The sequence below is a fragment of the Klebsiella sp. K5-204 genome, assembly GCF_030128585.1.
GTDB lineage: Bacteria > Pseudomonadota > Gammaproteobacteria > Enterobacterales > Enterobacteriaceae > Klebsiella > Klebsiella quasipneumoniae.
This window is the reverse complement of record NZ_JAKUZS010000008.1, coordinates 254,357-280,618: the sequence shown is the minus strand read 5'-3', so window position 1 is coordinate 280,618 and position 26,262 is coordinate 254,357. Positions and strand designations below refer to the sequence as shown.

Genomic DNA, 26,262 nt, shown 5'->3' with positions numbered 1-26,262 from the left:
GCCGGGTCCGCTAGGCCTTGCGCATCATCAGCCAGAGGCTTATCAGGAAGAAGCTGGCGCTTGGCAACAGGGCGCCGATGATCGGCGGTATGCCGTACACCAGGGTCAGCGGGCCGAAAATCTGATCCAGCACGTAGAAGATAAAGCCGAAGCTAATCCCGGTCACCACCCTGACGCCCATCGGCACGCTACGCAGCGGGCCAAAGATAAACGACAGCGCCATCAGCATCATCACCGCCACCGACAGCGGCTGGAAGATTTTGCTCCACATATTGAGCTGGTAGCGTCCCGGATCCTGGCCGCTGGACTTCAGGTATTTCACATAGTTGTGCAGCCCGCTGATCGACAGCGCGTCCGGATCCAGGGCTACCACGCCGAGCTTGTCCGGCGTCAGGTTGGTTTTCCAGGTGCCGCTCACCATCTGCGACCCGGTCACCTGCTTCGGATCGGTCAGATCGGATTCATCCACCTGCGACAGGCGCCACACTTTATTCTCGCTATCGAATTTTGCCGAGGCAGCATAGCGCACCGACTGTAAACGACGCTCCGGGTTGAAGGCATAAATGCTGACGCCCCCCAGCTCATCGTTACCTTTTACCCGTTCGATATAGACAAAGTTATGGCCATCTTTCGCCCACAGCCCCTGCTGGGTGGAAAGCAGCGAACCGCCGTACATCTGCTGGGCGCGGTAGTTGCGCGCCATCTGTTCGCCCTGCGGCGCCACCCACTCGCCGATCGCCATGGTCAACAGCACCAGCGGGATCGCGGTTTTCATCACCGCCAGCGCCACCTGCAGCCGGGTGAAACCGGACGCCTGCATCACCACCAGCTCGCTGCGCTGGGCCAGCATCCCCAGCCCCAGCAGCGCGCCAAGCAGCGCCGCCATCGGGAAGAAGATCTGGATGTCTTTCGGCACGCTGAGGATGGTGTAGAGGCCAGCGCCCAGCGCATCGTAACTACCCTGCCCGGACTTTTTCAGCTGATCGACAAACTTGATAATGCCGGAGAGCGACACCAGCATGAACAGGGTCATCATGATGGTGTTGAAAATCGTCTTACCGATATAACGGTCAAGTACGCCAAACGCCTGCATCAGGCCGCTCCTTTATTAAAACGGGCGCGGAAGCGGCGCATCGGCACCGTGTCCCACAGGTTTAACAGCACCGCCAGCGCAAAATAGAGCAGGTTAATCGCCCACATCCAGATAGCCGGGTCCATTTTGCCTTTGCCGCCGTTCGACTTAATCGAGGTCTGCAGCAGGAAGAACACCAGGTAGAGCAGCATCGCCGGCAGCATCGACAGCACGCGGCCCTGGCGCGGGTTGACCACGCTGAGCGGCACCACCATCAGCGCCATAATGAAGACGGTCGCCACCAGCGTGAAGCGCCAGTGCAGTTCGGCGCGCGCACGATCGGTGTGGGTCTGCCACAGGGTGCGCATATCCATCTGTTCGGTGTCGTCCGGATCGGCGGCCACCGCCTGGTGGCCGATAATGGCCTGATAGTTATTGAAGTCGGTGATGCGGAAGTCGCGCAGCATCGCGGTGCCTTCAAAGCGGGTGCCCTTATTGAGGGTCACCACCTGCGAACCGTCTTTCTGCTGCGACAGCTCGCCGGAATCCGCCACCACCACGGAGGGGCGCGCGTTGCCTTTCGGGCGCAGCTGGGCAAGGAAGACGTCATGGAAGCGGTTGCCGTTCACGCTCTCGATAAACATGACCGCGTTACCATCGCTGGCCTGCTGGAACTGGCCCTGGGCCAGCGCGGCCATGCCGGGGTTGGCCTTGGCTTCCGCCAGCACTTCATCCTGATGGCGCGACGACCACGGCCCTGCCCACATCACGTTGACCGCCGCCACCGCGCCGGTGAACAGCGCGAGGATCATCGCCGCCTTGATCAATACGGCTTTACTCAGGCCGCAGGCGTGCATCACCGTAATTTCGCTTTCGGTGTACAGCTTGCCGAGGGTCATCAGCAGGCCAAGGAACAGACTTAACGGCAGGATAAGCTGCGCCATCTCCGGGATGCCGAGCCCCAGCAGCGAGAGCACCAGATTGGTTGGGATATCGCCATCCACCGCAGCGCCGAGGATCCTGACTAATTTCTGGCAAAAGAAAATCAGTAACAGGATGAATAGGATCGCCAACTGGCTTTTCAGCGTCTCACGAACCAGATATCTTATGATTATCACTATAAATACGCCCGTAAAAACCCGTTTTAGTGCAGGAAAATTGCTTGTTTCATGGCTTAAACGTCATTTATTCTCTTTGGTCGTCGAAAACGTCGCTAAGATTAAATGACTCATCGGTTCTGCATGTCAGGATCTTTTCTGACGAACCCAGGCCTTATTAACGTTAAGATTAACACGAAGTCACCGCAACAGCGGACATGAGTTACGAAAGCTTGCAATTATATACTCAATGGATTTCGAGTTGTAAGAAGGCAGCAGGGCTGTGGCCCCTGGCGCGCACAATGTGCCACGTCAGGGTAAGCAGGCGCAGCCGGCGCATCTGCAACTTGAAAGGCGACGAGTATAGCCGTAGCCACCACTGTTGTCTTTAAGATTCAGGAGCATAGTGCATGGAGTTCAGTGTAAAAAGCGGTAGCCCGGAGAAGCAGCGGAGCGCCTGTATCGTGGTCGGCGTCTTTGAACCACGTCGCCTCTCCCCCATCGCCGAACAACTCGATAAAATCAGCGACGGCTACATCAGCGCCCTGCTGCGTCGCGGCGAGCTGGAAGGCAAACCTGGCCAGACGTTATTGCTGCACCATGTGCCGAACATTCTGTCTGAGCGCATTCTGCTGATTGGCTGCGGCAAAGAGCGCGAACTGGATGAGCGTCAGTACAAGCAGGTCATCCAGAAAACCATCAATACCCTGAATGATACCGGTTCAATGGAGGCAGTCTGCTTCCTGACCGAGCTGCACGTCAAGGGTCGTAACAACTACTGGAAAGTTCGCCAGGCGGTGGAAACCGCCAAAGAGACGCTGTACAGCTTCGACCAGCTGAAGACCAACAAAAGCGAGCCGCGTCGCCCGCTGCGTAAAATGGTCTTTAACGTGCCGACCCGTCGCGAGCTGACCAGCGGCGAACGCGCCATTCAGCACGGGCTGGCGATCGCCGCCGGCATCAAAGCGGCGAAAGATCTCGGCAACATGCCGCCGAACATCTGTAACGCCGCCTATCTGGCCTCCCAGGCGCGCCAGCTGGCCGATACCTATAGCAAAAATGTTATCACCCGGGTGATCGGCGAACAGCAGATGCGCGAGCTGGGAATGAACGCCTACCTCGCCGTCGGCAACGGTTCGCAGAACGAGTCGCTGATGTCGGTCATCGAGTATAAAGGCAACCCGTCGGAAGACGCGCGCCCTATCGTGCTGGTCGGTAAAGGCCTGACCTTCGATTCCGGCGGTATCTCCATCAAGCCGGCCGAAGGCATGGACGAGATGAAGTACGACATGTGCGGCGCCGCGGCGGTGTACGGCGTGATGCGGATGGTTGCTGAGCTGCAGCTGCCGCTGAACGTGATCGGCGTGCTGGCGGGCTGTGAAAACATGCCTGGCGGTCGCGCTTATCGCCCGGGCGATGTTCTGACCACCATGTCCGGCCAGACGGTGGAAGTGCTCAACACCGACGCCGAAGGCCGCCTGGTGCTGTGCGACGTGCTGACCTACGTTGAGCGCTTCGAGCCGGAAGCGGTTATCGATGTCGCGACGCTGACCGGCGCCTGCGTGATTGCCCTCGGCCATCACATCACCGGCCTGATGTCGAACCATAACCCGCTGGCCCATGAGCTGATCGGCGCCTCTGAACTGGCGGGCGACCGCGCATGGCGTCTGCCGCTGGCCGACGAGTTCCAGGATCAGCTGGAATCCAACTTTGCCGATATGGCGAATATTGGCGGCCGTCCTGGCGGCGCGATCACCGCCGGCTGCTTCCTGTCGCGCTTCACCCGCAAGTACAACTGGGCGCACCTCGACATCGCCGGCACCGCCTGGCGCTCCGGTAAGGCCAAAGGCGCCACCGGTCGTCCGGTCGCGCTGCTGTCGCAGTTCCTGCTCAATCGCGCGGGTTTTAACGGCGAAGAGTGATTGCCGTCTGATGCCCGGTGGCGCTACGCTTACCGGGCCTACGGAAAGATGCCGTTTGTAAGCCGGGTAAGCGTAGCGCCGCCCGGCTTTACATTTAAATCCACAACAAGAAGCCCCATATATGAAAAACGCAACGTTCTATCTTCTGGACAACGAAGACACCGTCGAAGGCCTGAGCGCCGTCGAGCAGCTGGTGTGTGACATTGCCGCAGAACGTTGGCGCAACGGCAAGCGCGTCCTGATCGCCTGTGAAGATGAGCTGCAGGCGATTCGTCTCGATGAGGCGCTGTGGTCGCGACCACCGGAGAGCTTTGTGCCGCACAATCTGGCGGGCGAAGGTCCGCGAGGCGGCGCGCCGGTAGAGATTGCCTGGCCGCAAAAGCGCAACAGCAGCCCGCGGGACATTCTGATCAGCCTGCGGCTTAACTTTGCAGATTTTGCCACCGCTTTCACAGAAGTGATAGACTTTGTCCCTTACGAAGAAAATCTGAAACAACTGGCGCGCGAACGCTATAAGGCGTACCGCATGGCTGGTTTCAACCTGAACACGGCAACCTGGAAATAATGGAAAAGACATACAACCCACAAGATATCGAACAGCCGCTTTACGAGCACTGGGAAAAGCAGGGCTATTTCAAACCGAATGGTGATGAAAGCCAGGAGAGCTTCTGCATCATGATCCCGCCGCCGAACGTCACCGGCAGTTTGCATATGGGTCATGCCTTCCAGCAAACCATCATGGATACCATGATTCGCTACCAGCGCATGCAGGGCAAAAACACCCTGTGGCAGGCGGGGACCGACCACGCGGGTATCGCTACCCAGATGGTGGTTGAGCGTAAGATTGCCGCTGAAGAAGGGAAAACCCGTCACGACTACGGCCGCGACGCCTTCATCGACAAAATCTGGCAGTGGAAAGCGGAATCCGGCGGCACCATTACCCGTCAGATGCGCCGTCTCGGCAACTCCGTTGACTGGGAGCGCGAGCGCTTCACCATGGACGAAGGCCTTTCCAATGCCGTGAAAGAAGTCTTCGTTCGCCTGTACAAGGAAGACCTGATCTACCGCGGCAAACGCCTGGTTAACTGGGACCCGAAACTGCGCACCGCCATTTCCGACCTCGAAGTGGAAAACCGCGAATCGAAAGGCTCCATGTGGCATATCCGCTACCCGCTGGCCGATGGCGCGAAAACCGCTGACGGTAAAGACTACCTGGTGGTCGCCACCACCCGTCCGGAAACCCTGCTGGGCGATACCGGCGTGGCCGTTAACCCGGAAGATCCGCGCTACAAAGATCTGATTGGCAAATTCGTGGTGCTGCCGCTGGTTAACCGCCGCATCCCGATCGTGGGCGACGAACACGCCGACATGGAGAAAGGCACCGGCTGCGTGAAGATCACCCCGGCGCACGACTTTAACGACTACGAAGTGGGTCGTCGTCACCAGCTGCCGATGATCAACATCCTGACCTTTGACGGCGACATCCGCGAAAGCGCGGAAGTGTACGACACCAAAGGCAATGAATCCGACGTCTACTCCAGCGAGATCCCGGCGGAGTTCCAGAAACTGGAACGCTTCGCGGCGCGTAAAGCCGTCGTTGCGGCGGTTGACGCCCTCGGCCTGCTGGAAGAGATCAAACCGCACGACCTGACCGTGCCTTACGGCGACCGCGGCGGCGTGGTTATTGAACCGATGCTGACCGACCAGTGGTACGTGCGCGCGGACGTGCTGGCCAAGCCGGCGGTGGAAGCCGTTGAAAACGGCGACATTCAGTTCGTGCCGAAGCAGTACGAAAACATGTACTTCTCCTGGATGCGCGATATTCAGGACTGGTGTATCTCCCGTCAGCTGTGGTGGGGTCACCGCATCCCGGCATGGTATGACAACGACGGCAACGTTTACGTGGGCCGCACCGAAGACGAAGTACGCCAGGAAAATAACCTCGGCGCCGACGTGGCGCTGCGCCAGGACGAAGACGTGCTGGATACCTGGTTCTCCTCCGCGCTGTGGACCTTCTCCACTCTCGGCTGGCCGGAAAACACCGACGCCCTGCGTCAGTTCCACCCGACCAGCGTGATGGTGTCCGGCTTCGACATCATCTTCTTCTGGATCGCCCGCATGATCATGATGACCATGCACTTCATCAAAGATGAAAACGGTAAACCGCAGGTGCCGTTTAAGACCGTCTACATGACCGGTCTGATCCGCGATGACGAAGGCCAGAAGATGTCCAAATCCAAGGGTAACGTTATCGACCCGCTGGATATGGTTGACGGCATCACCCTGCCGGAGCTGCTGGAGAAACGTACCGGCAACATGATGCAGCCGCAGCTGGCGGAGAAAATCCGTAAGCGCACCGAGAAACAGTTCCCGAACGGCATCGAGCCGCACGGCACCGACGCCCTGCGCTTCACCCTGGCGGCGCTGGCCTCTACCGGCCGCGACATCAACTGGGATATGAAGCGTCTGGAAGGTTACCGTAACTTCTGTAACAAACTGTGGAACGCCAGCCGCTTCGTGCTGATGAACACCGAAGATCAGGATTGCGGCTTCAACGGCGGTGAAAGGGTGCTCTCTCTGGCCGACCGCTGGATCCTCGCGGAATTCAACCACACCGTCAAAGCGTATCGCGAAGCGCTGGATAACTTCCGCTTCGATATCGCCGCCGGCATCCTGTACGAGTTCACCTGGAACCAGTTCTGCGACTGGTACCTGGAACTGACCAAGCCGGTGATGAACGGCGGCAGCGAAGCGGAACTGCGCGGCACTCGCCATACGCTGGTGACCGTGCTGGAAGGTCTGCTGCGCCTGGCGCATCCGATCATTCCGTTCATCACCGAGACCATCTGGCAGCGCGTGAAGGTCATCTGCGGGATCACCGCCGACACCATCATGCTGCAGCCGTTCCCGCAGTATGATGCCTCTCAGGTGGATGACGCGGCGCTGGCCGACACCGAATGGCTGAAGCAGGCGATCGTCGCCGTACGTAACATCCGTGCGGAAATGAACATCGCCCCGGGCAAACCGCTGGAACTGCTGCTGCGCGGCTGCAGCAAAGAGGCCGAGCGTCGCGTGAACGACAACCGCAGCTTCCTGCTGAATCTGGCGCGTCTGGAAAGCATTACGGTGCTGCCTGCCGATGATAAAGGTCCGGTCTCCGTGACCAAGATCGTCGACGGCGCCGAGCTGCTGATCCCGATGGCGGGCCTCATCAACAAAGAAGATGAGCTGGCGCGTCTGGCGAAAGAGGTGGCCAAAATCGAAGGCGAAATTGGCCGCATCGAAAGCAAGCTGGCTAACGAAGGCTTTGTCGCCCGCGCGCCGGAAGCGGTGATCGCCAAAGAGCGCGAGAAGCTGGAAGGCTACGCGGAAGCGAAAGCGAAGCTGATTGAGCAGCAGGCGGTGATCGCCGCGCTGTAATTGCTCGCGATAGAAAAAAGGCCGGAGCTTGCTCCGGCCTTTTTACATTACAGGAACGGCAGCATCGGAAAAAAACCGCCGCATAGTTTGTCAGATACCGTCGGCTGCGGTGGCGCCGCCGGCTGTAGATCGAGCGAATCGAGCTCACCGACCATCGTCGTGTTTTCAGCAATATAGCGTAGCAAATCAATCTTAAACCAGGGATAGGCCAGCCCCAGCGTCAGCGGCGTGAGAAACGTCAACGCCAGTAAACGCGGAGCAAGACCGAAAAACGTCAGGGTGGAACGAAAATGAACGCTGTCCCCCAGCACCAGGTTATTCATCGCGTGATTACGTAAAGCCACACGAAGGTATGCCATGGATAACACGATACCGATAGTGAGGAATATATATCCCCCTAATATCGCCCCAAGATGCCGCAATGCCATAAACAGTGCCGAACCTTCACTGCACAGACCAAACATACAGCCCGTCAGCAGTTGAGCGAATGCGGAAAATAAAAAGCCAATAAAAATGATGATAAACGGCAACAAAATCGCCGTTGCCCATAAAAAAATCACCACACAACGCTTAGTACTCACATAAATATTAAATTTATTTTTGCCTAAGGTTGCGCCTTTGCCGATGAGATCAAGCCAGTGGCTGTAAACCACACCGCTGGTTATTGCCATAATAACTAGCGCCAGCAAAAGCAGAACAACGATCCCCAGCAGCATGCTATTTAGGCCATTGTAAAAGAGCCGACTTCCCAGCATGGCGAACACCACCGCTGTTAGCACGTATATCAGCAAAGGTAAGCCGAGCATAATCCACCATCCGCGCAGCAGATGACACTGAACCCCAAAGCGAATATTCGCGAAAGAGGTCATCGTCGCATGGTAGCTTAACCCCTTAATTATCATTACCGGCAGCAGGATAAGAAATGTCAGCGTCTCCAGCCCTTCGCTACCGGGAGAGAAAATGGCAAGCGCTAAGCTGAGTAAAACCAGCACGACAAATATCAATAGCCAGCTGAGTAAAATCGTGATACCGCGCCCGTGATAGGCAAAGCGGGCGCCATTAACCTCCATATTCTCACAAAGATAACGGCGACTCCGTACCCATGCCCATGGAATAAATAACCCACAAGTTATTACAGAAAAAATAATATTAACCAGACAAATAATAAAATAGCGCCCGACCTGACCATGAAGAACAAAAGAATGGCCAGAACGCTGCAATTGCCCTGAAATCATACTCATAAAAAAGTCGTCCTTGTACTTTAAACCATATATAAAAATAATAAATAATGCGCATCGGCATTAAGAGAGCAGAATATATTATTTTGAATTTTCCCGGCAATACATTTCACGCGCACCTTGCGCCTGTAAACGAATAATGGTATTAAAGAAATATATGGTTATTTAAGCTAAAATTGAGTGATTCTATGAATCTTGCCGCGCCACAGACCTTTACTTTACGCCGTATCGCGGTACAGGATAACGCTGCGATAGCGGCCGTCATCCGCCAGGTATCCGCAGAATATGGCCTGACCGCCGATAAAGGCTATACGGTCGCCGACCCGAATCTCGATGAGCTGTATGAGCTGTACAGCCAGCCGGGCTCGGCCTATTGGGTGGTGGAGAAAGAGGGAGAAGTGGTTGGCGGCGGCGGCGTCGCGCCGCTCGCCTGCAGCGAGCCGGATATCTGCGAGCTGCAGAAAATGTATTTCATGACCAGCGCCCGCGGCCAGGGGCTGGCGAAGAAGCTGGCGCTGCTGGCGCTGGACTACGCCCGCGAGCAAGGGTTTAAACGCTGCTATCTGGAAACCACCGCCTTCCTGACGGAGGCGATCGGCTTATATGAGCATCTTGGCTTCGAACATATTGACGGTCCGCTGGGCTGCACCGGCCACGTGGACTGCGAAGTGCGGATGTTGAAAATGCTGTAACGCCTCGATATCCCAGGCGTCCCCGGTAGCGCTACGCTTACCGGGGCTACAGTTCGGTAGCCCGGCTAAGCGTAGCGCGAGCCGGGGTATGTCCCGGATGGCACCGCTAGCACCTTACCCGTGCTCGCGGTGCCGTTTTTTTGTCGGGTGGCGGCTAACGCCTCACCCGACCTACGGCCCGTACCATGGCGAGCTGAAGCTCTCAACGCTATCTCTCTCCCCATGGCTACTGAGACTGCCGGCGTGAGTGGCGACCGGGGCGACGGGAGCCGAACAGCGTGGGCTACGCCGCCGCCGGCACGCCGCTGTGAAAGCGGAACTCGGCCTCCGGACGGAGGATCAGCGCCGCTTCCGCCTCGCCGAGCTGGCGGACCCGTTCGCTGATATCTTCTCCGGCAATCTTCTGCGCCAGATCCAGGTAGTCCTGATAGTGACGCGCTTCCGAGCGCAGCAGCGACAGATAGAACTTCTGCAGATCATCGTCCAGCCACGGCGCCAGCGCCGCAAAGCGCTCGCAGGAGCGGGCCTCGATATAGGCGCCGCAGATAAGCTTATCGATCAGCATCACCGGCTCATGTGAGCGCACCTCCCGTCGCATGCCGCGGGCATAGTTGCTGGCGGTGATTTTGACGTAGGGGATATCGCGCGCCAGCATCATCTCCCGCACCTGCCAGAAGTGATGCAGCTCCTCTTTAATCAGCAAAATCATGCTGTCCAGCAGCTGACGGCCCCACGGGTCGTCGGTCTGCGGCATGGCGCTTTTGTTGATCCGCTTATGCAGGGCGACAAAATCCGGCTCCGGCCCCCGGCGGTAGGTGAAGTCTTCATACGGCTTCAGGCAGGCCAGCAGCTCGTCGGCGTCGGCTTTATCCGCGACGTAGCGACGCACCAGCAGCATGGCGTTCTGCGCCGCTTTCAGTTCGCACACCATATGGTCGGTCAGCAGCAGCGGCAGGTTTTCCGGCTTGCGGGCTTCGTCAATCCACGCCTGCGGCGTCGGGCAGTGCAGGAAGTTGATAATCGGGGAGAGTATCTGCGGGTAATCCATGGAGGTTCCTTGCTATACGGCGGCTGGCGCCGCCGTATCATCTACATCTTCTGCGACTTAGTGGCGAACACCATCGTCGTCTTCATCGACAAAATCTTCGTCATCCTCGCCGTCTTCTTCACCGTTCGGGTCCTCATAGTAGGTGCCCCAACCGTCATACTCGACGTCAAATTTTTCTGCCAGCGTCATCAGCTGTTCCACCTGGGCATCGATCAGTTCTGCGTTCAGGGCGCATTCGCTCAGGATATCGCAGCAGATGACCACTTCACCCTCTTCCACTTCCAGCTCTTCGGGCTCGGTCACTTCGTAGCCCAGCTTAAACGCTTCCACCGCCACTTTCTCCAGGGTTTCGAAATCGTCTGCAGAGAGGTGATGCTCAATCGTGTACAGTGCGTCCGGATCGCTGCCATCTTCCAGCAGCTCTTCGATAATCAGACGCGTCTCTTCACGCTGTTCTTCCAGGTGTTCCGGGTTTGCCATGGCTCGTTCCTCATAATGTGCGGCAGTTATCCCTATTGTCACATACCGCCGTCATTGCCTCCACTTCTCAGTGAAAGATTTCGATCACAGACTTGCAAATGAATATTCATACATATAAATTGAATTTTAATTCAATTAGTGGCCTATGCCAGGTGAGGGAACCATGTCTGCGTTTTACCAGAAGCATTTTTTAAAGTTACTCGATTTTACGCCTGCAGAAATCACCGCCCTGCTCGAGCTGGCGGCAAAGCTGAAAGCCGATAAGAAAAACGGTATCGAAGTCCAGAAACTGGCAGGGAAAAACATCGCGCTCATCTTCGAAAAAGACTCAACCCGTACACGATGCTCTTTCGAAGTTGCCGCATACGATCAGGGCGCCCGCGTGACCTACCTGGGGCCCAGCGGCAGCCAGATTGGCCATAAAGAGTCGATCAAGGACACCGCCCGCGTGCTCGGACGGATGTACGACGGCATTCAGTACCGCGGCCACGGCCAGGAAGTGGTGGAGACCCTGGCGCAATACGCCGGCGTGCCAGTGTGGAACGGCCTCACCAACGAGTTCCACCCTACCCAGCTGCTGGCGGACCTGCTGACCATGAAAGAGCACCTGCCGGGCAAAGCCTTTAACCAGATGACGCTGGTCTACGCCGGCGACGCGCGCAACAACATGGGTAATTCGATGCTGGAAGCCGCGGCGCTGACCGGTCTGGATCTGCGCCTGGTGGCGCCCTCGGCCTGCTGGCCGGAGGCCGCGCTGGTGGAAACCTGTACCGCGCTGGCGAAACAGCAGGGCGGCAACATCACCCTGACGGAAGATATCGCCGCAGGGGTGCAAGGCGCCGATTTTATCTATACCGACGTCTGGGTCTCAATGGGCGAGGCGAAGGAAAAATGGGCCGAACGTATCGCCCTGCTGCGCGACTATCAGGTTAACAGTGCGATGCTGGCGCTGACCGGCAACCCGCAGGTCAAATTCCTCCACTGCCTGCCGGCGTTCCACGACGACCAGACCACGCTGGGCAAACAGATGGCTGCCGATTACGGCCTGCACGGCGGCATGGAGGTGACTGACGAGGTGTTTGAGTCGGCGGCAAGCGTGGTCTTCGACCAGGCGGAAAACCGGATGCACACCATCAAAGCGGTGATGGTGGCGACGCTGAGCAAATAATCCTTCGCTCGCCGTCAAATCCCGGATCGCTCGGCGCGTATCCGGGATACCGCTCGTCAGGGCGCTTTGTCACGCCATCAGCATCTTCACCACCGCTTTGCGCACCTTCGCCGGGGCGCCCACGGCGCACAGCGGTTTATGCACTTCGCCGGGATAAAACACCACAAAGTCCCCTTCGTTAAGGATCACCGTTTGCTCCTGCGCCCCCTCCGCCAGGAAAGCGATGTCTTTCTCCGCCAGCCAGTCGGTCTGCGGCTCTCCTGCCGGCAGGGTGCTGAAGGTCATCCCCTCGCTGCCGCGGAGCACAATCTGGATATCGAGATAGCGGGCATGATATTCCGCGCGACGCGCGGCCTGCGGCTCGGTGGTGTCCTCGGAAATCAGATAAAACAGGTTGTTGCCGTCGATATCATGTTTACCCAGCGGCGTCGCCTCGCTGACATGGGCGATAACGTGTTCGATAGCCTCGCGCAGCGCGGCAGGCAGCCATGGCTGCAGATGGTGAATATTGCCAATAATCATCGCTTACCTCAAATATAAAACAACATTTCATTTTTTCGTTTTATACCCCCATCGTCGCTGCCATACCAGTGCAGTTTCACGGTTCTTTGCGCTGGCGCACTTTTCTGCAGGCAAACGATTACCTGTTTGTGAATGAATCGCTTGATCGTCATAACGGTCTGCGTATAATGCCAGTCGTTTTGCCGGGAGGAAGCATGGCCAATTGCGTACGACATTCTGTCTTAGCGCGTCTCAATGCAGACGCTGGCCTGCCGTTTTTCTTTCCGTTGCTCATTGGATTCCCGAAGCCCCTTATTTAAGGGGCTTTTTTTTTGCCCAGGCGTCAGGAGATAAGCATGGCTAACCCGCTATATCAAAAACATATCATTTCCATAAACGATCTCAGCCGCGAAGACCTCGAACTGGTGCTGGCGACGGCGGCAAAGCTGAAAGCTAATCCACAACCCGAGCTGCTGAAGCATAAGGTTATCGCCAGCTGTTTCTTTGAAGCCTCGACCCGCACCCGCCTCTCTTTTGAAACCTCGATGCACCGCCTGGGGGCCAGCGTGGTCGGCTTCTCCGACAGCGCCAATACCTCGCTGGGCAAAAAAGGGGAAACGCTGGCGGATACCATCTCCGTCATCAGCACCTACGTTGACGCCATCGTGATGCGTCATCCGCAGGAGGGCGCCGCCCGTCTGGCGACCGAATTCTCCGGCGGCGTGCCGGTACTGAACGCCGGCGACGGCGCCAACCAGCACCCGACCCAGACCCTGCTCGACCTGTTCACCATTCAGGAGACCCAGGGCCGCCTCGAAAACCTCAACGTGGCGATGGTCGGCGATCTGAAGTATGGCCGTACCGTCCACTCCCTGACCCAGGCGCTGGCCAAATTCAGCGGCAACCGCTTCTACTTTATCGCCCCGGATGCGCTGGCCATGCCGCAGTACATCCTCGATATGCTGGATGAAAAAGGCATCGCCTGGAGCCTGCATAGCGCCATCGACGACGTGATGGCGGAAGTGGATATTCTCTACATGACCCGCGTGCAGAAAGAGCGTCTGGATCCGTCGGAATACGCCAACGTCAAAGCGCAGTTCGTCCTGCGCGCCGCCGACCTCGAAGGGGCGCGCGCCAATATGAAGGTGCTGCACCCGCTGCCGCGCATTGACGAAATCACCACCGATGTCGATAAAACGCCGCACGCCTGGTACTTCCAGCAGGCCGGTAACGGCATCTTCGCCCGCCAGGCGTTACTGGCACTGGTACTGAATAGCGAGCTGGCACTGTAAGGGGAAATGAGAGATGACACACGACAATAAACTGCAGGTAGAAGCGATCAAACGCGGCACCGTGATCGACCACATTCCGGCGCAGGTCGGCTTTAAGCTGCTCACCCTGTTCAAACTGACCGAAACCGACCAGCGCATCACCATCGGCCTGAACCTGCCCTCCGGCGAGATGGGCCGCAAGGATTTGATTAAAATCGAGAACACCTTCCTGACCGACGAGCAGGTTAACCAGCTGTCGCTGTACGCCCCGCAGGCGACGGTAAACCGCATTGATGATTACGAAGTGGTGGGCAAATCCCGCCCGAGCCTGCCGGATCGCATCGACAGCGTGCTGGTCTGCCCGAACAGCAACTGTATCAGCCACGCCGAACCGGTTTCTTCCAGTTTTGCAGTAAAAAAACGCGCTGATGACATCGCACTCAAATGTAAATACTGCGAAAAAGAGTTTTCTCATTATGTGGTGCTGGCCAACTAAATGCGGTTGGTATTGGTGGTAGGCCTCCCTATAATGGCTACCACCCTACGCTTCGTCCTTCAGGCGGCGTCTGCGCCGGCGGCACAGCGCTTACCGCCTGGCGGCCACCTGAATGATTTTGCGTAACATTACTCAGTTCATCTGGAGATAACATGAGCAAAACTATTGCGACGGAAAATGCACCAGCAGCGATTGGCCCCTACGTTCAGGGCGTTGACCTGGGCAGCATGATCATCACCTCTGGCCAGATCCCGGTCGACCCGAAAACCGGCAGCGTTCCGGAAGACGTATCCGCGCAGGCGCGCCAGTCGCTGAACAACGTGAAAGCCATCGTTGAAGCCGCAGGCCTCACCGTCGGCGATATCGTCAAGACCACCGTTTTCGTCAAAGATCTCAACGATTTCGCTACCGTTAACGCCACATACGAAGCGTTCTTCACCGAGCACAACGCCACCTTCCCGGCGCGCTCCTGCGTTGAAGTGGCGCGTCTGCCGAAAGACGTGAAGATCGAGATCGAAGCCATCGCTGTGCGTCGCTGATCGCGAACCCCGGCATGAAAAAAGGCAGCCCGCAGGCTGCCTTTTTTACGGGGGTCATCCGCAAACCTTCCCCTCACTGCCAGCCGTAGCGGCGGCTGTAGAAGCCTTTGACCGTTTGGGTCAGCACCATATAGCCCGCCAGGATCGCCACCAGCCATGGGAAGTAGCTCAGCGGCAGGGCCTGCAGCTGCAGATAGCCCGCCAGCGGCGAGAACGGCAGCGCGATCCCCACCGCCATCACCACCAGGGTCATGGCGAACAGCGGCCAGGCGGCGCGGCTCTGGACGAACGGAATGCGCCGGGTGCGGATCATGTGCACGATCAGCGTTTGCGATAGCAGCCCTTCAATAAACCAGCCGGACTGGAACAGGGTCTGCATCTCCACGGTATTGGCGTGGAACACCCACCACATCAGGCCGAAGGTGAGGATGTCGAAAATCGAGCTGATCGGGCCGAAGAAGACCATAAAGCGTCCGAGGTCGGCCGGGTTCCAGCGCTGCGGCTTGCGGATCTGTTCATCGTCCACATTATCGAACGGGATCGCCACCTGGGAGACATCGTACAGCAGGTTCTGAATCAACAGGTGCAGCGGCAGCATCGGCAGAAACGGCAGGAAGGCGCTGGCCACCAGCACGCTGAAGACATTGCCGAAGTTGGAGCTGGCGGTCATTTTGATGTACTTAAGCATGTTGGCGAAAGTGCGGCGGCCTTCGATCACCCCCTCCTCCAGCACCATCAGGCTTTTCTCCAGCAGAATGATATCCGCCGCCTCGCGGGCGATATCCACCGCGCCGTCGACCGAGATGCCGATGTCCGCCGCGCGCAGCGCCGGGGCGTCGTTGATGCCGTCGCCCATAAAGCCCACCACGTGGCCTTCGCGTTTCAGCAGCGTCACGATGCGCTCCTTATGCAGCGGCGCCAGGCGGGCGAAGAGCGTGGTGCGTTTCGCCAGCGCCGCCAGCTCGTCGTCGCTCATGGCTTCAATCTGGCTGCCAATCACCACTTCGCCGGCATCCAGCCCCACTTCATGGCACACCTTCGCCGCCACCAGCTCGCTGTCGCCGGTGAGGATCTTCACCGTGATGCCGCTGGCTTTTAACGCTTTCAGCGCCGGGGCGGTGGTCTCTTTCGGCGGATCGAGGAAGGCGATGTAGCCTTCAAGGATCAGGTCCGACTCATCGGCGCGCTGGTAGTCGCCTTCGCGGGCCGGCAGGTACTTGGTCGCCACCGCCACCACCCGCAGCCCCTGTCGGTTGAGGGTGTCAGTGACCCGGCGGATGCGGCGCAGCATGGTGTCGTCCAGCGGCACGATATCGCCGTTGTAGCGCACCTGGGTTGAGACGTTGAGGATCTCCTGCAGCGCCCCTTTGCAGATCAGCTGATGCGCGGCGTCCTCCTCTTTCACCACCACCGACATGCGGCGGCGTTCGAAATCGAAGGGGATCTCATCCACTTTCTGCCAGCGCGCCGCCAGCCCGCGGGCGGCCTCCAGCTCAACGCCCTCCAGCACCGCGGTGTCGAGCAGATTTTTCAACCCGGTCTGGTAGTGGCTGTTCAGCCAGGCGGCATGCAGTACGCGCTCGCTGACCTTGCCGGAGACGTCGGTATGGTTCTCCAGCACAATCTTATCCTGAGTCAGGGTGCCGGTTTTATCGGTGCAGAGGATGTCCATCGCGCCAAAGTTCTGAATGGCGTCGAGGTGCTTCACGATGACCTTTTGCTTCGACAGCTTTACCGCCCCGCGCGCCAGCGTCGAGGTGACGATCATCGGCAGCATCTCCGGCGTCAGGCCGACCGCCACCGACAGCGCGAACAGCGCCGCCTCCCACCAGTCGCCTTTGGTGTAGCCATTGATCAGCAGCACCACCGGGGCCATCACCAGCATAAAGCGGATCAGCAGCATACTCACCCGGCTGATGCCTTTCTGGAAGGCGTTCGGCTCGCTCTCCTGCTCGCTGACGCGGCCGGCCAGTTGACCAAACCAGGTGTGGCCGCCGGTGGCGAAGACGATGGCCTGCGCCGAGCCGCTCACCACGTTGGTGCCCATAAAGCACAGGGTGTCGCACTCCAGCGGGTTCTGCTGCAGCGGATCGCGGCTGCGGGCCACTTTCTCCACCGGCAGCGATTCGCCGGTCAGCGAGGCCTGGGCGACGAACAGATCCCGCGCCTGCAGGATACGCAGGTCCGCCGGGATCATGTCCCCCGCCGACAGCCGGATGATGTCGCCCGGCACCAGCTGGTCGATAGGCAGCTCCAGCCAGCGGCTCTCCCCCTGCTCGTTGACCACCCGCAGCACGGTGGCGGTATTGCTCACCATCGCCTTCAGCGCATCCGCCGCTTTGGTCGAGCGCGCCTCCTGGATGAAGTTGAGCAGCGTCGAGATCCCCACCATCAGGGCGATCACCCCGGCGGCGAACAGATCTTCGGTGGAATAGGAGACGATGCCGAGCACCGTCAGCAGCAGATTGAACGGGTTGCGGTAGCAGGTCCACAGATGCACCCACCACGGCGAGGGCTTCTGCGCCGGGATCTGGTTGTCGCCGTGTTTAAGGATTTTCGCCGCCACTTCGCCTTCATTGAGCCCTTCAGGGTGGCTGTCAAAGGCGCGCCAGATCTCCTGGTCGTCCATCGCCGCCACGTCCAGGCACTGTTTGCCCAGCGACTCAGGAATGGGGCCGCTCGCCAGATGGCGGGCGTCCGGCAGCGGATCGCGCTGGACTAAACGGCGTGGCAGATGGCGGCTAAGCTGTGCGAACAGCTGCCGGGTATAATTTTTCAGCATAAACAGTCCCTCCGCGCTCGCGCAAGCGAACGCAGCGTTGCCGACGGGCGTAGCAAAACCTACCTGTCAGGCATGTTATTTTTATGGCAGGGACATCAAGGACGTCACTGCTTTACGCTTTCCGGTAAAGCAGTGTTAAACAGGCTTACCGGAAAGAAAGGTTGCTCCATCGAGGATGAGGAGTGGGATCGGGGTCCATAACTATCTCCGGTAAGTGAATTTAAACGGCGCGGATTATAGCGCCCTCGTTGAGGATTGTGTGGCAATAATGGCGATGATAAACCCGCGCAACTAAACCGAACGTAAACCAGACTTTGCTCATTGCGGTTTGGTTGAGTAGCATTAGGCTCACTTCTACCCACCCTGACGAGAATTCCGCATGCAGAACCGGCTGACCATCAAAGATATCGCGCGCTTAAGCGGCGTAGGGAAATCAACGGTATCCCGCGTCCTCAACAACGAGAGCGGGGTCAGCGAACGGACCCGCGAGCGCGTCGAAGCGGTGATGCAGCAGCACGGTTTCTCGCCCTCCCGCTCCGCCCGCGCCATGCGCGGCCAGAGCGATAAAGTGGTGGCGATTATCGTCACCCGTCTCGATTCGCTGTCGGAAAACCTCGCCGTGCAGACCATGCTGCCCGCCTTTTATGAGCAGGGTTACGACCCGATTATGATGGAGAGTCAGTTCTCCCCTGGGCTGGTGGAGGAGCATCTCGGCATGCTCGCCCGGCGTAATATTGACGGCGTGGTGCTGTTCGGTTTTACCGGCATCGACGAGGCGATGCTCGCTCCCTGGCGCGACACCCTGGTGCTGATGGCCCGCGACGCCCCCGGCTTCGCCTCGGTGTGCTATGACGACGAGGGGGCCATCACGCTGCTGATGCAGCGGCTCTACGAGCGCGGACATCGCCACATCAGCTTCCTTGGCGTACCGCACAGCGACGTCACCACCGGCGAACGCCGCCATCGCGCCTACCTCGCCTTCTGTAAAAAGCATCGCCTGACGCCCACCGCCGCCCTGCCAGGGCTGGGCATGAAGCAGGGGTATGACACCGTCGCCAGCGTGCTGACGGCCGAGACCAGCGCCCTGGTGTGCGCCACCGATACCCTCGCCCTCGGCGCCAGCAAATATCTCCAGCAGCAGGGCCGCGATGCGCTGCAGCTCGCCAGCGTCGGCAGCACGCCGCTGATGAAGTTTCTCCACCCGGAAATATTGACCGTCGATCCTGGCTATGCCGAGTCCGGACGCCGGGCCGCCCGGCAGCTGATCGAGCAGATCGCCGGCAGCGTCGATCCCCGCCAGATCGTGATTCCCGCCGCCCTCAATTAATCTCGTTCGGGCGATTTATGTGATCGTCGCCGGGTTTCGGGAACGTTCCCATTTTGCAAATCAAGCGGAACGGTTAGGATGCCCTCAAGGTAAAAACGGCATCTCTCCCCTCTGTTTTTGAGGCTTCATCATGAGCAAAGTAAACCAGCAGGACATCGATAAACTGATCGAACTGGTGGGCGGGCGCGGCAATATCGCCACCGTCAGCCACTGTATTACCCGTTTGCGCTTTGTGCTGAACGACCCGGCCATCGCCAGACCAAAAGAGATTGAGCAGCTGCGCATGGTGAAGGGATGCTTCACTAACGCCGGTCAGTTCCAGGTGGTCATCGGCACCGAGGTGGGTGATTACTACAAGGCCCTGCTGGCGACCACCGGTCAGACTTCCGCCGATAAAGAGCAGGTCAAACAGGCCGCGCGGCAAAATATGAAGTGGCATGAACAGCTGATCTCGCACTTCGCCGAGATCTTCTTCCCGCTGCTGCCGGCGCTGATCAGCGGCGGTCTGATCCTCGGTTTCCGCAACGTCATCGGCGACTTACCCATGAGCAACGGCCAGACGCTGGCCCAGATGCACCCGTCGCTGAAAACCATCTATGACTTCCTGTGGCTGATTGGCGAGGCGATCTTCTTCTATCTGCCGGTGGGGATCTGCTGGTCGGCGGTGAAGAAGATGGGCGGTACGCCGATCCTTGGGATCGTCCTGGGCGTGACCCTGGTGTCTCCGCAGCTGATGAACGCCTATCTCCTCGGCCAGCAGGTGCCGGAGGTGTGGAACTTCGGCCTGTTTACCATTGCTAAAGTCGGCTACCAGGCGCAGGTCATCCCGGCCCTGCTGGCGGGCCTGACCTTAGGCTTTATCGAGACGCGCCTCAAGCGCATTGTGCCTGACTACCTCTACCTGGTCATTGTGCCGGTCTGCTCGCTGATCCTCGCGGTATTCCTCGCGCACGCCATTATCGGTCCGTTCGGCCGCCTGATCGGCGACGGCGTGGCCTTCGCAGTGCGCCATCTGTTAACCGGCAGCTTCGCGCCGATCGGCGCCGCGCTGTTTGGCTTCCTCTACGCGCCGCTGGTGATTACCGGCGTCCATCAGACCACCCTCGCCATCGATATGCAGATGATCCAGAGCATGGGCGGGACCCCGGTGTGGCCGCTGATTGCGCTGTCCAACATTGCCCAGGCGTCGGCGGTGGTCGGCATCATCATCGCCAGCCGCAAGCAGAATGAACGTGAAATCTCGGTACCGGCGGCGATCTCCGCCTATCTCGGGGTCACCGAGCCGGCAATGTACGGTATCAACCTGAAGTACCGCTTCCCGATGCTGTGCGCGATGATCGGCTCCGGCCTCGCCGGCCTGCTGTGCGGCCTGAACGGCGTGCTGGCGAACGGCATCGGCGTCGGCGGCCTGCCGGGGATCCTCTCCATCCAGCCGAGCTACTGGCAGGTGTACGCCATGGCGATGGCCATCGCGGTGGTGGTGCCGATTATCCTCACCACCGTGGTGTATCAGCGCAAGTACCGTCAGGGCACCTTGCAGATTGTCTAACTTCTTCTTTCGGGGCGCCTTTGGCGCCCCTCGTTGCAGCAGGAAAGTACTATGAATCATCTCCCCCACTGGTGGCAAAACGGCGTTATTTATCAAATCTATCCGAAGAGTTTTCAGGATACCACCGGCAGCGGCACCGGCGACCTGCGCGGCGTCACCTCCCGCCTCGACTATCTGCAAAAGCTTGGGGTCGACGCCATCTGGCTGACGCCGTTCTACGTTTCACCGCAGGTGGATAACGGCTACGACGTGGCAAACTACACCGCCATCGATCCCTCCTACGGCACGATGGCCGATTTTGACGCTCTGGTGGCGGAAGCGAAGGCCCGCGGGATCCGCATCGTGCTGGATATGGTGCTGAACCATACCTCGACCGAACACGAGTGGTTCCGTCAGTCGCTGAATAAGGAGAGCCCCTACCGTCAGTTCTATATCTGGCGCGACGGCGAACCGGACGCCCTGCCGAACAACTGGCGCTCCAAGTTTGGCGGCAACGCCTGGCAGTGGCATGCCGACAGCGGTCAGTATTATCTGCACCTGTTCGCCATTGAGCAGGCGGATCTCAACTGGGAGAACCCGGCGGTGCGCGCCGAGCTGAAAAAGGTCTGCGAATTCTGGGCCGACCGCGGCGTCGACGGCCTGCGCCTCGACGTGGTCAACCTGATCTCGAAGGATCAGGCCTTTCCCTGCGATGCGGACGGGGATGGCCGCCGCTTCTACACCGACGGCCCGCGGGTGCATGAGTTCCTGCAGGAGATGAGCCGCGATGTCTTCACGCCGCGTCATCTGATGACCGTCGGCGAGATGTCTTCCACCTCGCTGGAACACTGCCAGCAGTACGCCGCGCTGGACGGCCGCGAGCTGTCGATGACCTTTAACTTCCACCATTTAAAAGTCGATTATCCCGGTGGGGAGAAGTGGACCCTCGCCCGCCCGGACTATGTGGCGCTGAAGGCGCTGTTCCGCCACTGGCAGCAGGGGATGCACAACCGGGCGTGGAACGCGCTGTTCTGGTGTAATCACGATCAGCCGCGCATCGTCTCGCGCTTTGGCGACGAAGGCGAGTACCGGGTGCCAGCGGCGAAGATGCTGGCGATGGTGCTGCACGGCATGCAGGGCACGCCCTATATTTATCAGGGCGAAGAGATCGGTATGACCAATCCGCACTTCAACAGCATCAGCGATTATCGCGACGTCGAGAGCCACAATATGTTTATCGAACGTGCGGCGCAGGGGCAAAGTCCGGACGAACTGCTGGCGATCCTTGCCAGCAAGTCGCGCGACAACAGCCGCACGCCGATGCCGTGGCATGGTGGCGAGAACGGTGGCTTTAGCGATGGCGAACCGTGGATCGGCCTTGGCGATAACTACCGGGAGATCAACGTCGAGGCGGCGCTGGCGGACCCTGATTCGGTGTTTTATGCCTATCAGCAGCTGATTACGCTGCGTAAAACCCTGCCGCTGCTGACCTGGGGCGATTATCAGGATCTCCTGCCTGACCATCCGTCGCTGTGGTGCTATCGCCGTCAGTGGCAGGGACAAACGCTGGTGGTCGCCGCCAACCTGAGCCGCGACCTGCAGGCCTGGCAGCCTGAGGACGCCCCGGGCGAGTGGAAGATGATCATCAGCAACTATGCCGAGACCACGCCCCGCCCAACCGGGCTGACGCTGCGGCCGTTCGAAGCGGTATGGTGGCTGCAGGCGTAAGGTGTCCCCTGCCCTCCCGAAATGAGAAGGTCATGCCTGGCGCCGGTGGCGAACGCCAGGCATTTTTGCTTATTTTCCAGCCAGATAAATTTACATTTATCGCCAGCGCCCATCATCCGTACTCTCACCTTTTTACCTTGTTCTGGGTCAATAAAATCGCAAACATCTTTGATGCAAATCACTACATATAGAACTTAAAATGCGTCCCGGCCCTACATGTTGTATTAATCGTCTATTATGTCACCATATCTTGTCGATGTCTGGCGGTGATGAGATGTGGATAAAACGGGCCGGATCTGAAGGCAAACAGCACGAGCCGTAGCGTACAGCGCCTTCGGGATAACCTCCGCCTCTGTGGATAACCTGTTCTATATATGGAGTGATCATGACACCGCATGTGATGAAACGTGATGGCTGTAAAGTGCCGTTCAAGTCAGAGCGCATTCAGGAAGCAATTCTGCGTGCAGCTAAAGCAGCGGGAGTCGATGACGCAGACTATTGCGCCACCGTCGCAGAAGTCGTTAGCCAACAAATGCAGGGCCGCGCCCAGGTCGACATCAACGAGATCCAGACCGCCGTGGAAAACCAGCTGATGTCCGGCCCCTATAAGCAACTGGCGCGCGCCTACATTGAGTATCGCCATGACCGCGATAGCCAGCGTGAGAAGCGCGGCCGCCTCAATCAGGAGATCCGCGGCCTCGTCGAGCAGACCAACTCCGCGCTGCTCAACGAAAACGCCAACAAGGATAGTAAAGTCATCCCGACCCAGCGCGACCTGCTGGCCGGTATCGTCGCCAAGCACTACGCCCGACAGCACCTGCTGCCTCACGATGTGGTGATGGCCCACGAACGCGGCATGATCCACTATCATGACCTCGATTACTCGCCCTTCTTCCCGATGTTTAACTGCATGCTGATCGACCTGAAAGGCATGCTGACCCAGGGCTTTAAGATGGGCAACGCGGAGATCGAGCCGCCGAAATCTATCTCTACTGCCACCGCGGTGACCGCGCAGATCATCGCCCAGGTCGCCAGCCATATTTACGGCGGCACCACCATCAACCGTATCGATGAAGTGCTGGCGCCGTTCGTCAGCGAAAGCTTTAACAAGCATCGTAAAATCGCCGAAGAGTGGCAGATCCCGGATGCCGAAGGCTATGCCCGCGCCCGTACCGAAAAAGAGTGCTACGACGCCTTCCAGTCGCTGGAGTATGAGGTTAACACGCTGCATACCGCCAACGGCCAGACGCCGTTCGTCACCTTCGGGTTCGGTCTCGGCACCAGCTGGGAATCGCGGCTGATCCAGCAGTCGATTCTGCGCAACCGCATTGCCGGCCTCGGTAAAAACCGTAAGACCGCGGTGTTCCCGAAACTGGTGTTCGCGATCCGTGACGGCCTGAACCATAAGTTCGGCGACCCGAACTACGACATCAAACAGCTGGCGCTGGAGTGCGCCAGCAAGCGCATGTACCCGGATATCCTCAACTACGACCAGGTGGTGAAGGTTACCGGGTCGTTTAAAACGCCGATGGGCTGCCGCAGCTTCCTCGGGGTGTGGGAAAACGAGAACGGCGAGCAGGTGCACGATGGGCGCAATAACCTCGGCGTCATCAGCCTCAACCTGCCGCGCATCGCCCTGGAAGCGAAAGGCGACGAAGCCGCCTTCTGGGCGCTGCTGGACGAGCGCCTGCAGCTGGCGCGCAAAGCGCTGATGACCCGCATTGCCCGCCTGGAAGGGGTAAAAGCGCGCGTGGCGCCGATCCTCTATATGGAAGGGGCCTGCGGCGTGCGGCTGAAAGCCGACGACGACGTCTCCGAGATCTTTAAAAACGGCCGGGCGTCGATTTCGCTGGGCTATATCGGTATCCATGAAACTATCAATGCGCTGTACGGCAACCAGCATATGTACGACAGCGAGGCGCTGCGCGAGAAGGGTGTGGCCATCGTCCAGCGCCTGCGCGACGCCGTCGATTTGTGGAAAGAAGAGACCGGCTACGGCTTTAGCCTGTACAGCACGCCGAGCGAAAACCTGTGCGACCGCTTCTGCCGTCTCGACACCGCCGAGTTTGGCGTGGTGGAGGGCGTGACCGACAAAGGTTACTACACCAACAGCTTCCACCTCGACGTGGAGAAGAAGGTCAACCCGTACGACAAGATCGATTTTGAAGCGCCGTATCCGCCGCTGGCTAACGGGGGCTTCATTTGCTACGGCGAATACCCAAACATTCAGCACAACCTGAAGGCGCTGGAAGACGTATGGGATTACAGCTATCAGCATGTGCCGTACTACGGCACTAACACGCCGATCGATGAGTGCTACGAGTGCGGTTTCACCGGCGAGTTCGAGTGCACCAGCAAGGGCTTTACCTGCCCGAAATGCGGTAACCACGACGCCTCCCGCGTTTCCGTTACCCGTCGGGTGTGCGGCTACCTCGGCAGTCCGGACGCGCGTCCGTTCAACGCCGGCAAGCAGGAAGAAGTGAAGCGCCGCGTGAAGCACCTGGGCAACGGGCAGATCGGTTAATTCCAGCTGGTTTAGCCCCTCCCCCTCTCCCCAACGGGGAGAGGGAACCGGCCCCGTAGCCGTTTGGCCACTAAGGCGCCGTTCCCGGATCGCGGCGCAAAGCGCCTTATCCGGGCTACAACCGCGTATGCGGCTTTTCGTAGCCCGGGCGAGCGCAGCGACGCCGGGAGCCGTTCCCTTTACAAATGCACAGCACCTCCGTTTTCGCAAAGCCATTAGCGTCAGAGCAAGGCGGCAAACGAGGGAATCCCAAACAGCCAGGTGGGTTTCCTCAAATCAGTTGGCGTTGTAGCAAGGCGGCAAACGAGTAAGTCCCGGGGTGCTTACTGGAGTAAGTGACCCGGGCGAGCGAGCGCAGCCAACGCCGCTACATCGGCAAATGAGAAGAGGAAACAATGAATTACCATCAGTACTACCCGGTAGATATTGTCAACGGCCCCGGCACCCGCTGCACCCTGTTTGTCTCTGGCTGCGTCCATGAGTGCCCCGGCTGCTACAACAAAAGCACCTGGCGGGTGAACTCCGGCATGCCGTTTACCGCCGAGATGGCCGACCGCATCATTGCCGATCTCAACGATACCCGCATCAAACGCCAGGGGATTTCACTCTCCGGCGGCGATCCGCTGCATCCGCAGAACGTCGCGGAGATCCTCAAACTGGTTCAGCGCGTGCGTGCCGAATGCCCCGGCAAAGATATCTGGGTCTGGACCGGCTATAAACTGGATGAGCTGAATGAGGCGCAGATGCAGGTGGTGAACCTGATCAACGTGCTGGTCGACGGTAAGTTTGTGCAGGATTTAAAAGACCCAGCGCTGATCTGGCGCGGCAGCAGCAACCAGGTGGTACATCATTTGCGATAGCGTTTAGAGCCGTTTATTCGCCTGATGATAAACGGCCGCTTTCTCTCTTTTGCCAATGGCAATAACGTAAACCACCACCACACTATCCCGTACTTGATACACCAACCGATAACCTGACGCCTTAAGCTTGATTTTGTAGCAATCCGGTAAATCACTCAGACTGGCCGATGCAATTCGCGGATTCTGCACAACCTGCTGGAGCTTATTTTTGAACTGTTTTTTGATCGTCTCGCCAAGCTTATGCCATTCGCGCCAGGCACGCGGATCAAACGCCAGTTCATAGGTCATCCAGACTTACCTTCACCTCCGGCTGCGGGTTTTCCAGCCGCTCGCGGACGGTGCGTAATAATGCCGCTTCGCTATCGCTGATAGTCATACTTTTCACTGGCATGCGGCCATTTTCCGCAATGTATTGAAACAGCAGGCGCACCGCCTCCGTTGGCGTCATATCGAGTTTCTCCAGCACGGCATAAGCCTCTTTTTTGAGTTTATCGTCCAGTCGAACGTTGAGCGTGGCCATTATGCCTCCAGAAAGGGATATTTTGTAATGCATTATAGCATTACATTTG

The 26,262-nt window shown here is 58.6% G+C and carries 26 protein-coding genes; 16 read left to right on the top strand and 10 right to left on the bottom strand.

Annotated features, from left to right (window positions below; all coding sequences use genetic code 11):
• Positions 1–10: 10 nt before the first annotated feature.
• Positions 11–1,093 (bottom strand): LPS export ABC transporter permease LptG, encoded by a 1,083-nt coding sequence (gene lptG / locus MKR05_RS21610; protein ID WP_002886956.1) that lies wholly within the window; start codon positions 1,091–1,093, stop codon positions 11–13.
• Positions 1,093–2,190, bottom strand: a complete 1,098-nt coding sequence (lptF, locus tag MKR05_RS21605; protein ID WP_023291773.1) for an LPS export ABC transporter permease LptF — start codon at positions 2,188–2,190, stop codon at positions 1,093–1,095. The genes lptG and lptF overlap by 1 nt, the downstream gene beginning before the upstream one ends.
• A gap of 389 nt (positions 2,191–2,579) precedes the next feature.
• On the opposite strand from lptF, the gene pepA reads away from it, so the two are divergent.
• The 3 genes from pepA to MKR05_RS21590 all read left to right on the top strand — a co-directional run bounded on the left by pepA (position 2,580) and on the right by MKR05_RS21590 (position 7,511).
• Positions 2,580–4,091, top strand: coding sequence for a leucyl aminopeptidase (gene pepA, locus MKR05_RS21600; protein ID WP_004206531.1), 1,512 nt, complete (start codon positions 2,580–2,582; stop codon positions 4,089–4,091).
• Positions 4,092–4,212: 121 nt separating this feature from the next.
• The gene (holC, locus tag MKR05_RS21595; RefSeq protein WP_064157721.1) at positions 4,213–4,656 is read left to right on the top strand and encodes a DNA polymerase III subunit chi; all 444 of its coding nucleotides are present in this window, start codon (positions 4,213–4,215) and stop codon (positions 4,654–4,656) included.
• The gene (locus tag MKR05_RS21590) at positions 4,656–7,511 is read left to right on the top strand and encodes a valine--tRNA ligase (RefSeq protein ID WP_044525210.1); all 2,856 of its coding nucleotides are present in this window, start codon (positions 4,656–4,658) and stop codon (positions 7,509–7,511) included. Before holC ends, MKR05_RS21590 begins: the two co-directional genes overlap by 1 nt.
• Before the next feature lie 47 nt (positions 7,512–7,558).
• Here MKR05_RS21590 and MKR05_RS21585 read toward each other — a convergent pair whose 3' ends face one another.
• Positions 7,559–8,752 carry a YjgN family protein gene (locus MKR05_RS21585; protein WP_226327444.1) on the bottom strand — a complete coding sequence of 398 codons (1,194 nt, stop codon included), beginning with the start codon at positions 8,750–8,752 and terminating at the stop codon, positions 7,559–7,561.
• Positions 8,753–8,937: 185 nt separating this feature from the next.
• Here MKR05_RS21585 and MKR05_RS21580 point away from each other — a divergent pair, with 185 nt between their 5' ends.
• The gene (locus MKR05_RS21580) at positions 8,938–9,441 is read left to right on the top strand and encodes a GNAT family N-acetyltransferase (protein WP_023291770.1); all 504 of its coding nucleotides are present in this window, start codon (positions 8,938–8,940) and stop codon (positions 9,439–9,441) included.
• A 283-nt stretch (positions 9,442–9,724) separates the two neighbouring features.
• On the opposite strand, the gene miaE is transcribed toward MKR05_RS21580, so the two are convergent.
• Positions 9,725–10,489: a tRNA isopentenyl-2-thiomethyl-A-37 hydroxylase MiaE gene (gene miaE, locus MKR05_RS21575; RefSeq protein ID WP_023291769.1), complete on the bottom strand. Its 765-nt coding sequence runs from the start codon at positions 10,487–10,489 to the stop codon at positions 9,725–9,727.
• A 57-nt stretch (positions 10,490–10,546) separates the two neighbouring features.
• Positions 10,547–10,969: a ribonuclease E inhibitor RraB gene (gene rraB / locus MKR05_RS21570; RefSeq protein ID WP_023291768.1), complete on the bottom strand. Its 423-nt coding sequence runs from the start codon at positions 10,967–10,969 to the stop codon at positions 10,547–10,549.
• Positions 10,970–11,067: 98 nt separating this feature from the next.
• Here rraB and argL point away from each other — a divergent pair, with 98 nt between their 5' ends.
• Together argL and argF are read left to right on the top strand one after the other, a co-directional pair.
• Positions 11,068–11,163 (top strand): putative translational regulatory protein ArgL, encoded by a 96-nt coding sequence (argL, locus tag MKR05_RS27085; RefSeq protein WP_370736902.1) that lies wholly within the window; start codon positions 11,068–11,070, stop codon positions 11,161–11,163.
• Positions 11,133–12,137, top strand: coding sequence for an ornithine carbamoyltransferase (gene argF / locus MKR05_RS21565; protein WP_048296511.1), 1,005 nt, complete (start codon positions 11,133–11,135; stop codon positions 12,135–12,137). The genes argL and argF overlap by 31 nt, the downstream gene beginning before the upstream one ends.
• A gap of 69 nt (positions 12,138–12,206) precedes the next feature.
• Here the strand turns inward: argF and MKR05_RS21560 are convergent, their stop codons facing one another.
• Entirely contained in the window at positions 12,207–12,659 is a 453-nt protein-coding gene (locus tag MKR05_RS21560) for a YhcH/YjgK/YiaL family protein (RefSeq protein ID WP_023291766.1), read from the bottom strand.
• Positions 12,660–12,853: 194 nt separating this feature from the next.
• Here MKR05_RS21560 and MKR05_RS21555 point away from each other — a divergent pair, with 194 nt between their 5' ends.
• From MKR05_RS21555 to ridA, 5 genes are all read left to right on the top strand, one after another.
• Positions 12,854–12,958: a pyrBI operon leader peptide gene (locus tag MKR05_RS21555; RefSeq protein ID WP_002886930.1), complete on the top strand. Its 105-nt coding sequence runs from the start codon at positions 12,854–12,856 to the stop codon at positions 12,956–12,958.
• Positions 12,933–12,992, top strand: coding sequence for a pyrBI operon leader peptide (locus MKR05_RS27080; RefSeq protein ID WP_227650304.1), 60 nt, complete (start codon positions 12,933–12,935; stop codon positions 12,990–12,992). The genes MKR05_RS21555 and MKR05_RS27080 overlap by 26 nt, the downstream gene beginning before the upstream one ends.
• Before the next feature lie 2 nt (positions 12,993–12,994).
• Positions 12,995–13,930: an aspartate carbamoyltransferase gene (gene pyrB, locus MKR05_RS21550; RefSeq protein ID WP_004206522.1), complete on the top strand. Its 936-nt coding sequence runs from the start codon at positions 12,995–12,997 to the stop codon at positions 13,928–13,930.
• Positions 13,931–13,943: 13 nt separating this feature from the next.
• A complete protein-coding gene (pyrI, locus tag MKR05_RS21545) occupies positions 13,944–14,405 on the top strand; it encodes an aspartate carbamoyltransferase regulatory subunit (protein ID WP_002886927.1) in 462 nt (153 codons plus the stop codon).
• A gap of 152 nt (positions 14,406–14,557) precedes the next feature.
• On the top strand, positions 14,558–14,944 hold the full coding sequence (gene ridA, locus MKR05_RS21540; protein ID WP_002886926.1) for a 2-iminobutanoate/2-iminopropanoate deaminase: 387 nt from the start codon (positions 14,558–14,560) through the stop codon (positions 14,942–14,944).
• A 73-nt stretch (positions 14,945–15,017) separates the two neighbouring features.
• Here ridA and mgtA read toward each other — a convergent pair whose 3' ends face one another.
• On the bottom strand, positions 15,018–17,726 hold the full coding sequence (mgtA, locus tag MKR05_RS21535) for a magnesium-translocating P-type ATPase (RefSeq protein WP_023291764.1): 2,709 nt from the start codon (positions 17,724–17,726) through the stop codon (positions 15,018–15,020).
• A gap of 145 nt (positions 17,727–17,871) precedes the next feature.
• On the bottom strand, positions 17,872–17,925 hold the full coding sequence (gene mgtL / locus MKR05_RS27075) for a mgtA regulatory leader peptide MgtL (protein ID WP_219340445.1): 54 nt from the start codon (positions 17,923–17,925) through the stop codon (positions 17,872–17,874).
• Between the two features lie 180 nt (positions 17,926–18,105).
• On the opposite strand from mgtL, the gene treR reads away from it, so the two are divergent.
• The 5 genes from treR to nrdG all read left to right on the top strand — a co-directional run bounded on the left by treR (position 18,106) and on the right by nrdG (position 25,693).
• On the top strand, positions 18,106–19,053 hold the full coding sequence (treR, locus tag MKR05_RS21530) for a trehalose operon repressor TreR (protein ID WP_065812801.1): 948 nt from the start codon (positions 18,106–18,108) through the stop codon (positions 19,051–19,053).
• Positions 19,054–19,183: 130 nt separating this feature from the next.
• On the top strand, positions 19,184–20,602 hold the full coding sequence (gene treB, locus MKR05_RS21525; protein WP_023291762.1) for a PTS trehalose transporter subunit IIBC: 1,419 nt from the start codon (positions 19,184–19,186) through the stop codon (positions 20,600–20,602).
• 51 nt (positions 20,603–20,653) lie between these two features.
• Positions 20,654–22,309: an alpha,alpha-phosphotrehalase gene (treC, locus tag MKR05_RS21520; RefSeq protein ID WP_044525203.1), complete on the top strand. Its 1,656-nt coding sequence runs from the start codon at positions 20,654–20,656 to the stop codon at positions 22,307–22,309.
• Positions 22,310–22,694: 385 nt separating this feature from the next.
• The gene (nrdD, locus tag MKR05_RS21515; RefSeq protein WP_004206513.1) at positions 22,695–24,833 is read left to right on the top strand and encodes an anaerobic ribonucleoside-triphosphate reductase; all 2,139 of its coding nucleotides are present in this window, start codon (positions 22,695–22,697) and stop codon (positions 24,831–24,833) included.
• Positions 24,834–25,228: 395 nt separating this feature from the next.
• Positions 25,229–25,693, top strand: a complete 465-nt coding sequence (gene nrdG, locus MKR05_RS21510; protein WP_012969085.1) for an anaerobic ribonucleoside-triphosphate reductase-activating protein — start codon at positions 25,229–25,231, stop codon at positions 25,691–25,693.
• Positions 25,694–25,696: 3 nt separating this feature from the next.
• Here nrdG and MKR05_RS21505 read toward each other — a convergent pair whose 3' ends face one another.
• Both MKR05_RS21505 and MKR05_RS21500 read right to left on the bottom strand, forming a co-directional pair.
• Positions 25,697–25,981, bottom strand: coding sequence for a type II toxin-antitoxin system RelE/ParE family toxin (locus tag MKR05_RS21505; RefSeq protein WP_044525202.1), 285 nt, complete (start codon positions 25,979–25,981; stop codon positions 25,697–25,699).
• A complete protein-coding gene (locus MKR05_RS21500; protein ID WP_023291757.1) occupies positions 25,971–26,213 on the bottom strand; it encodes a type II toxin-antitoxin system RelB/DinJ family antitoxin in 243 nt (80 codons plus the stop codon). Before MKR05_RS21500 ends, MKR05_RS21505 begins: the two co-directional genes overlap by 11 nt.
• Positions 26,214–26,262 lie beyond the last annotated feature (49 nt).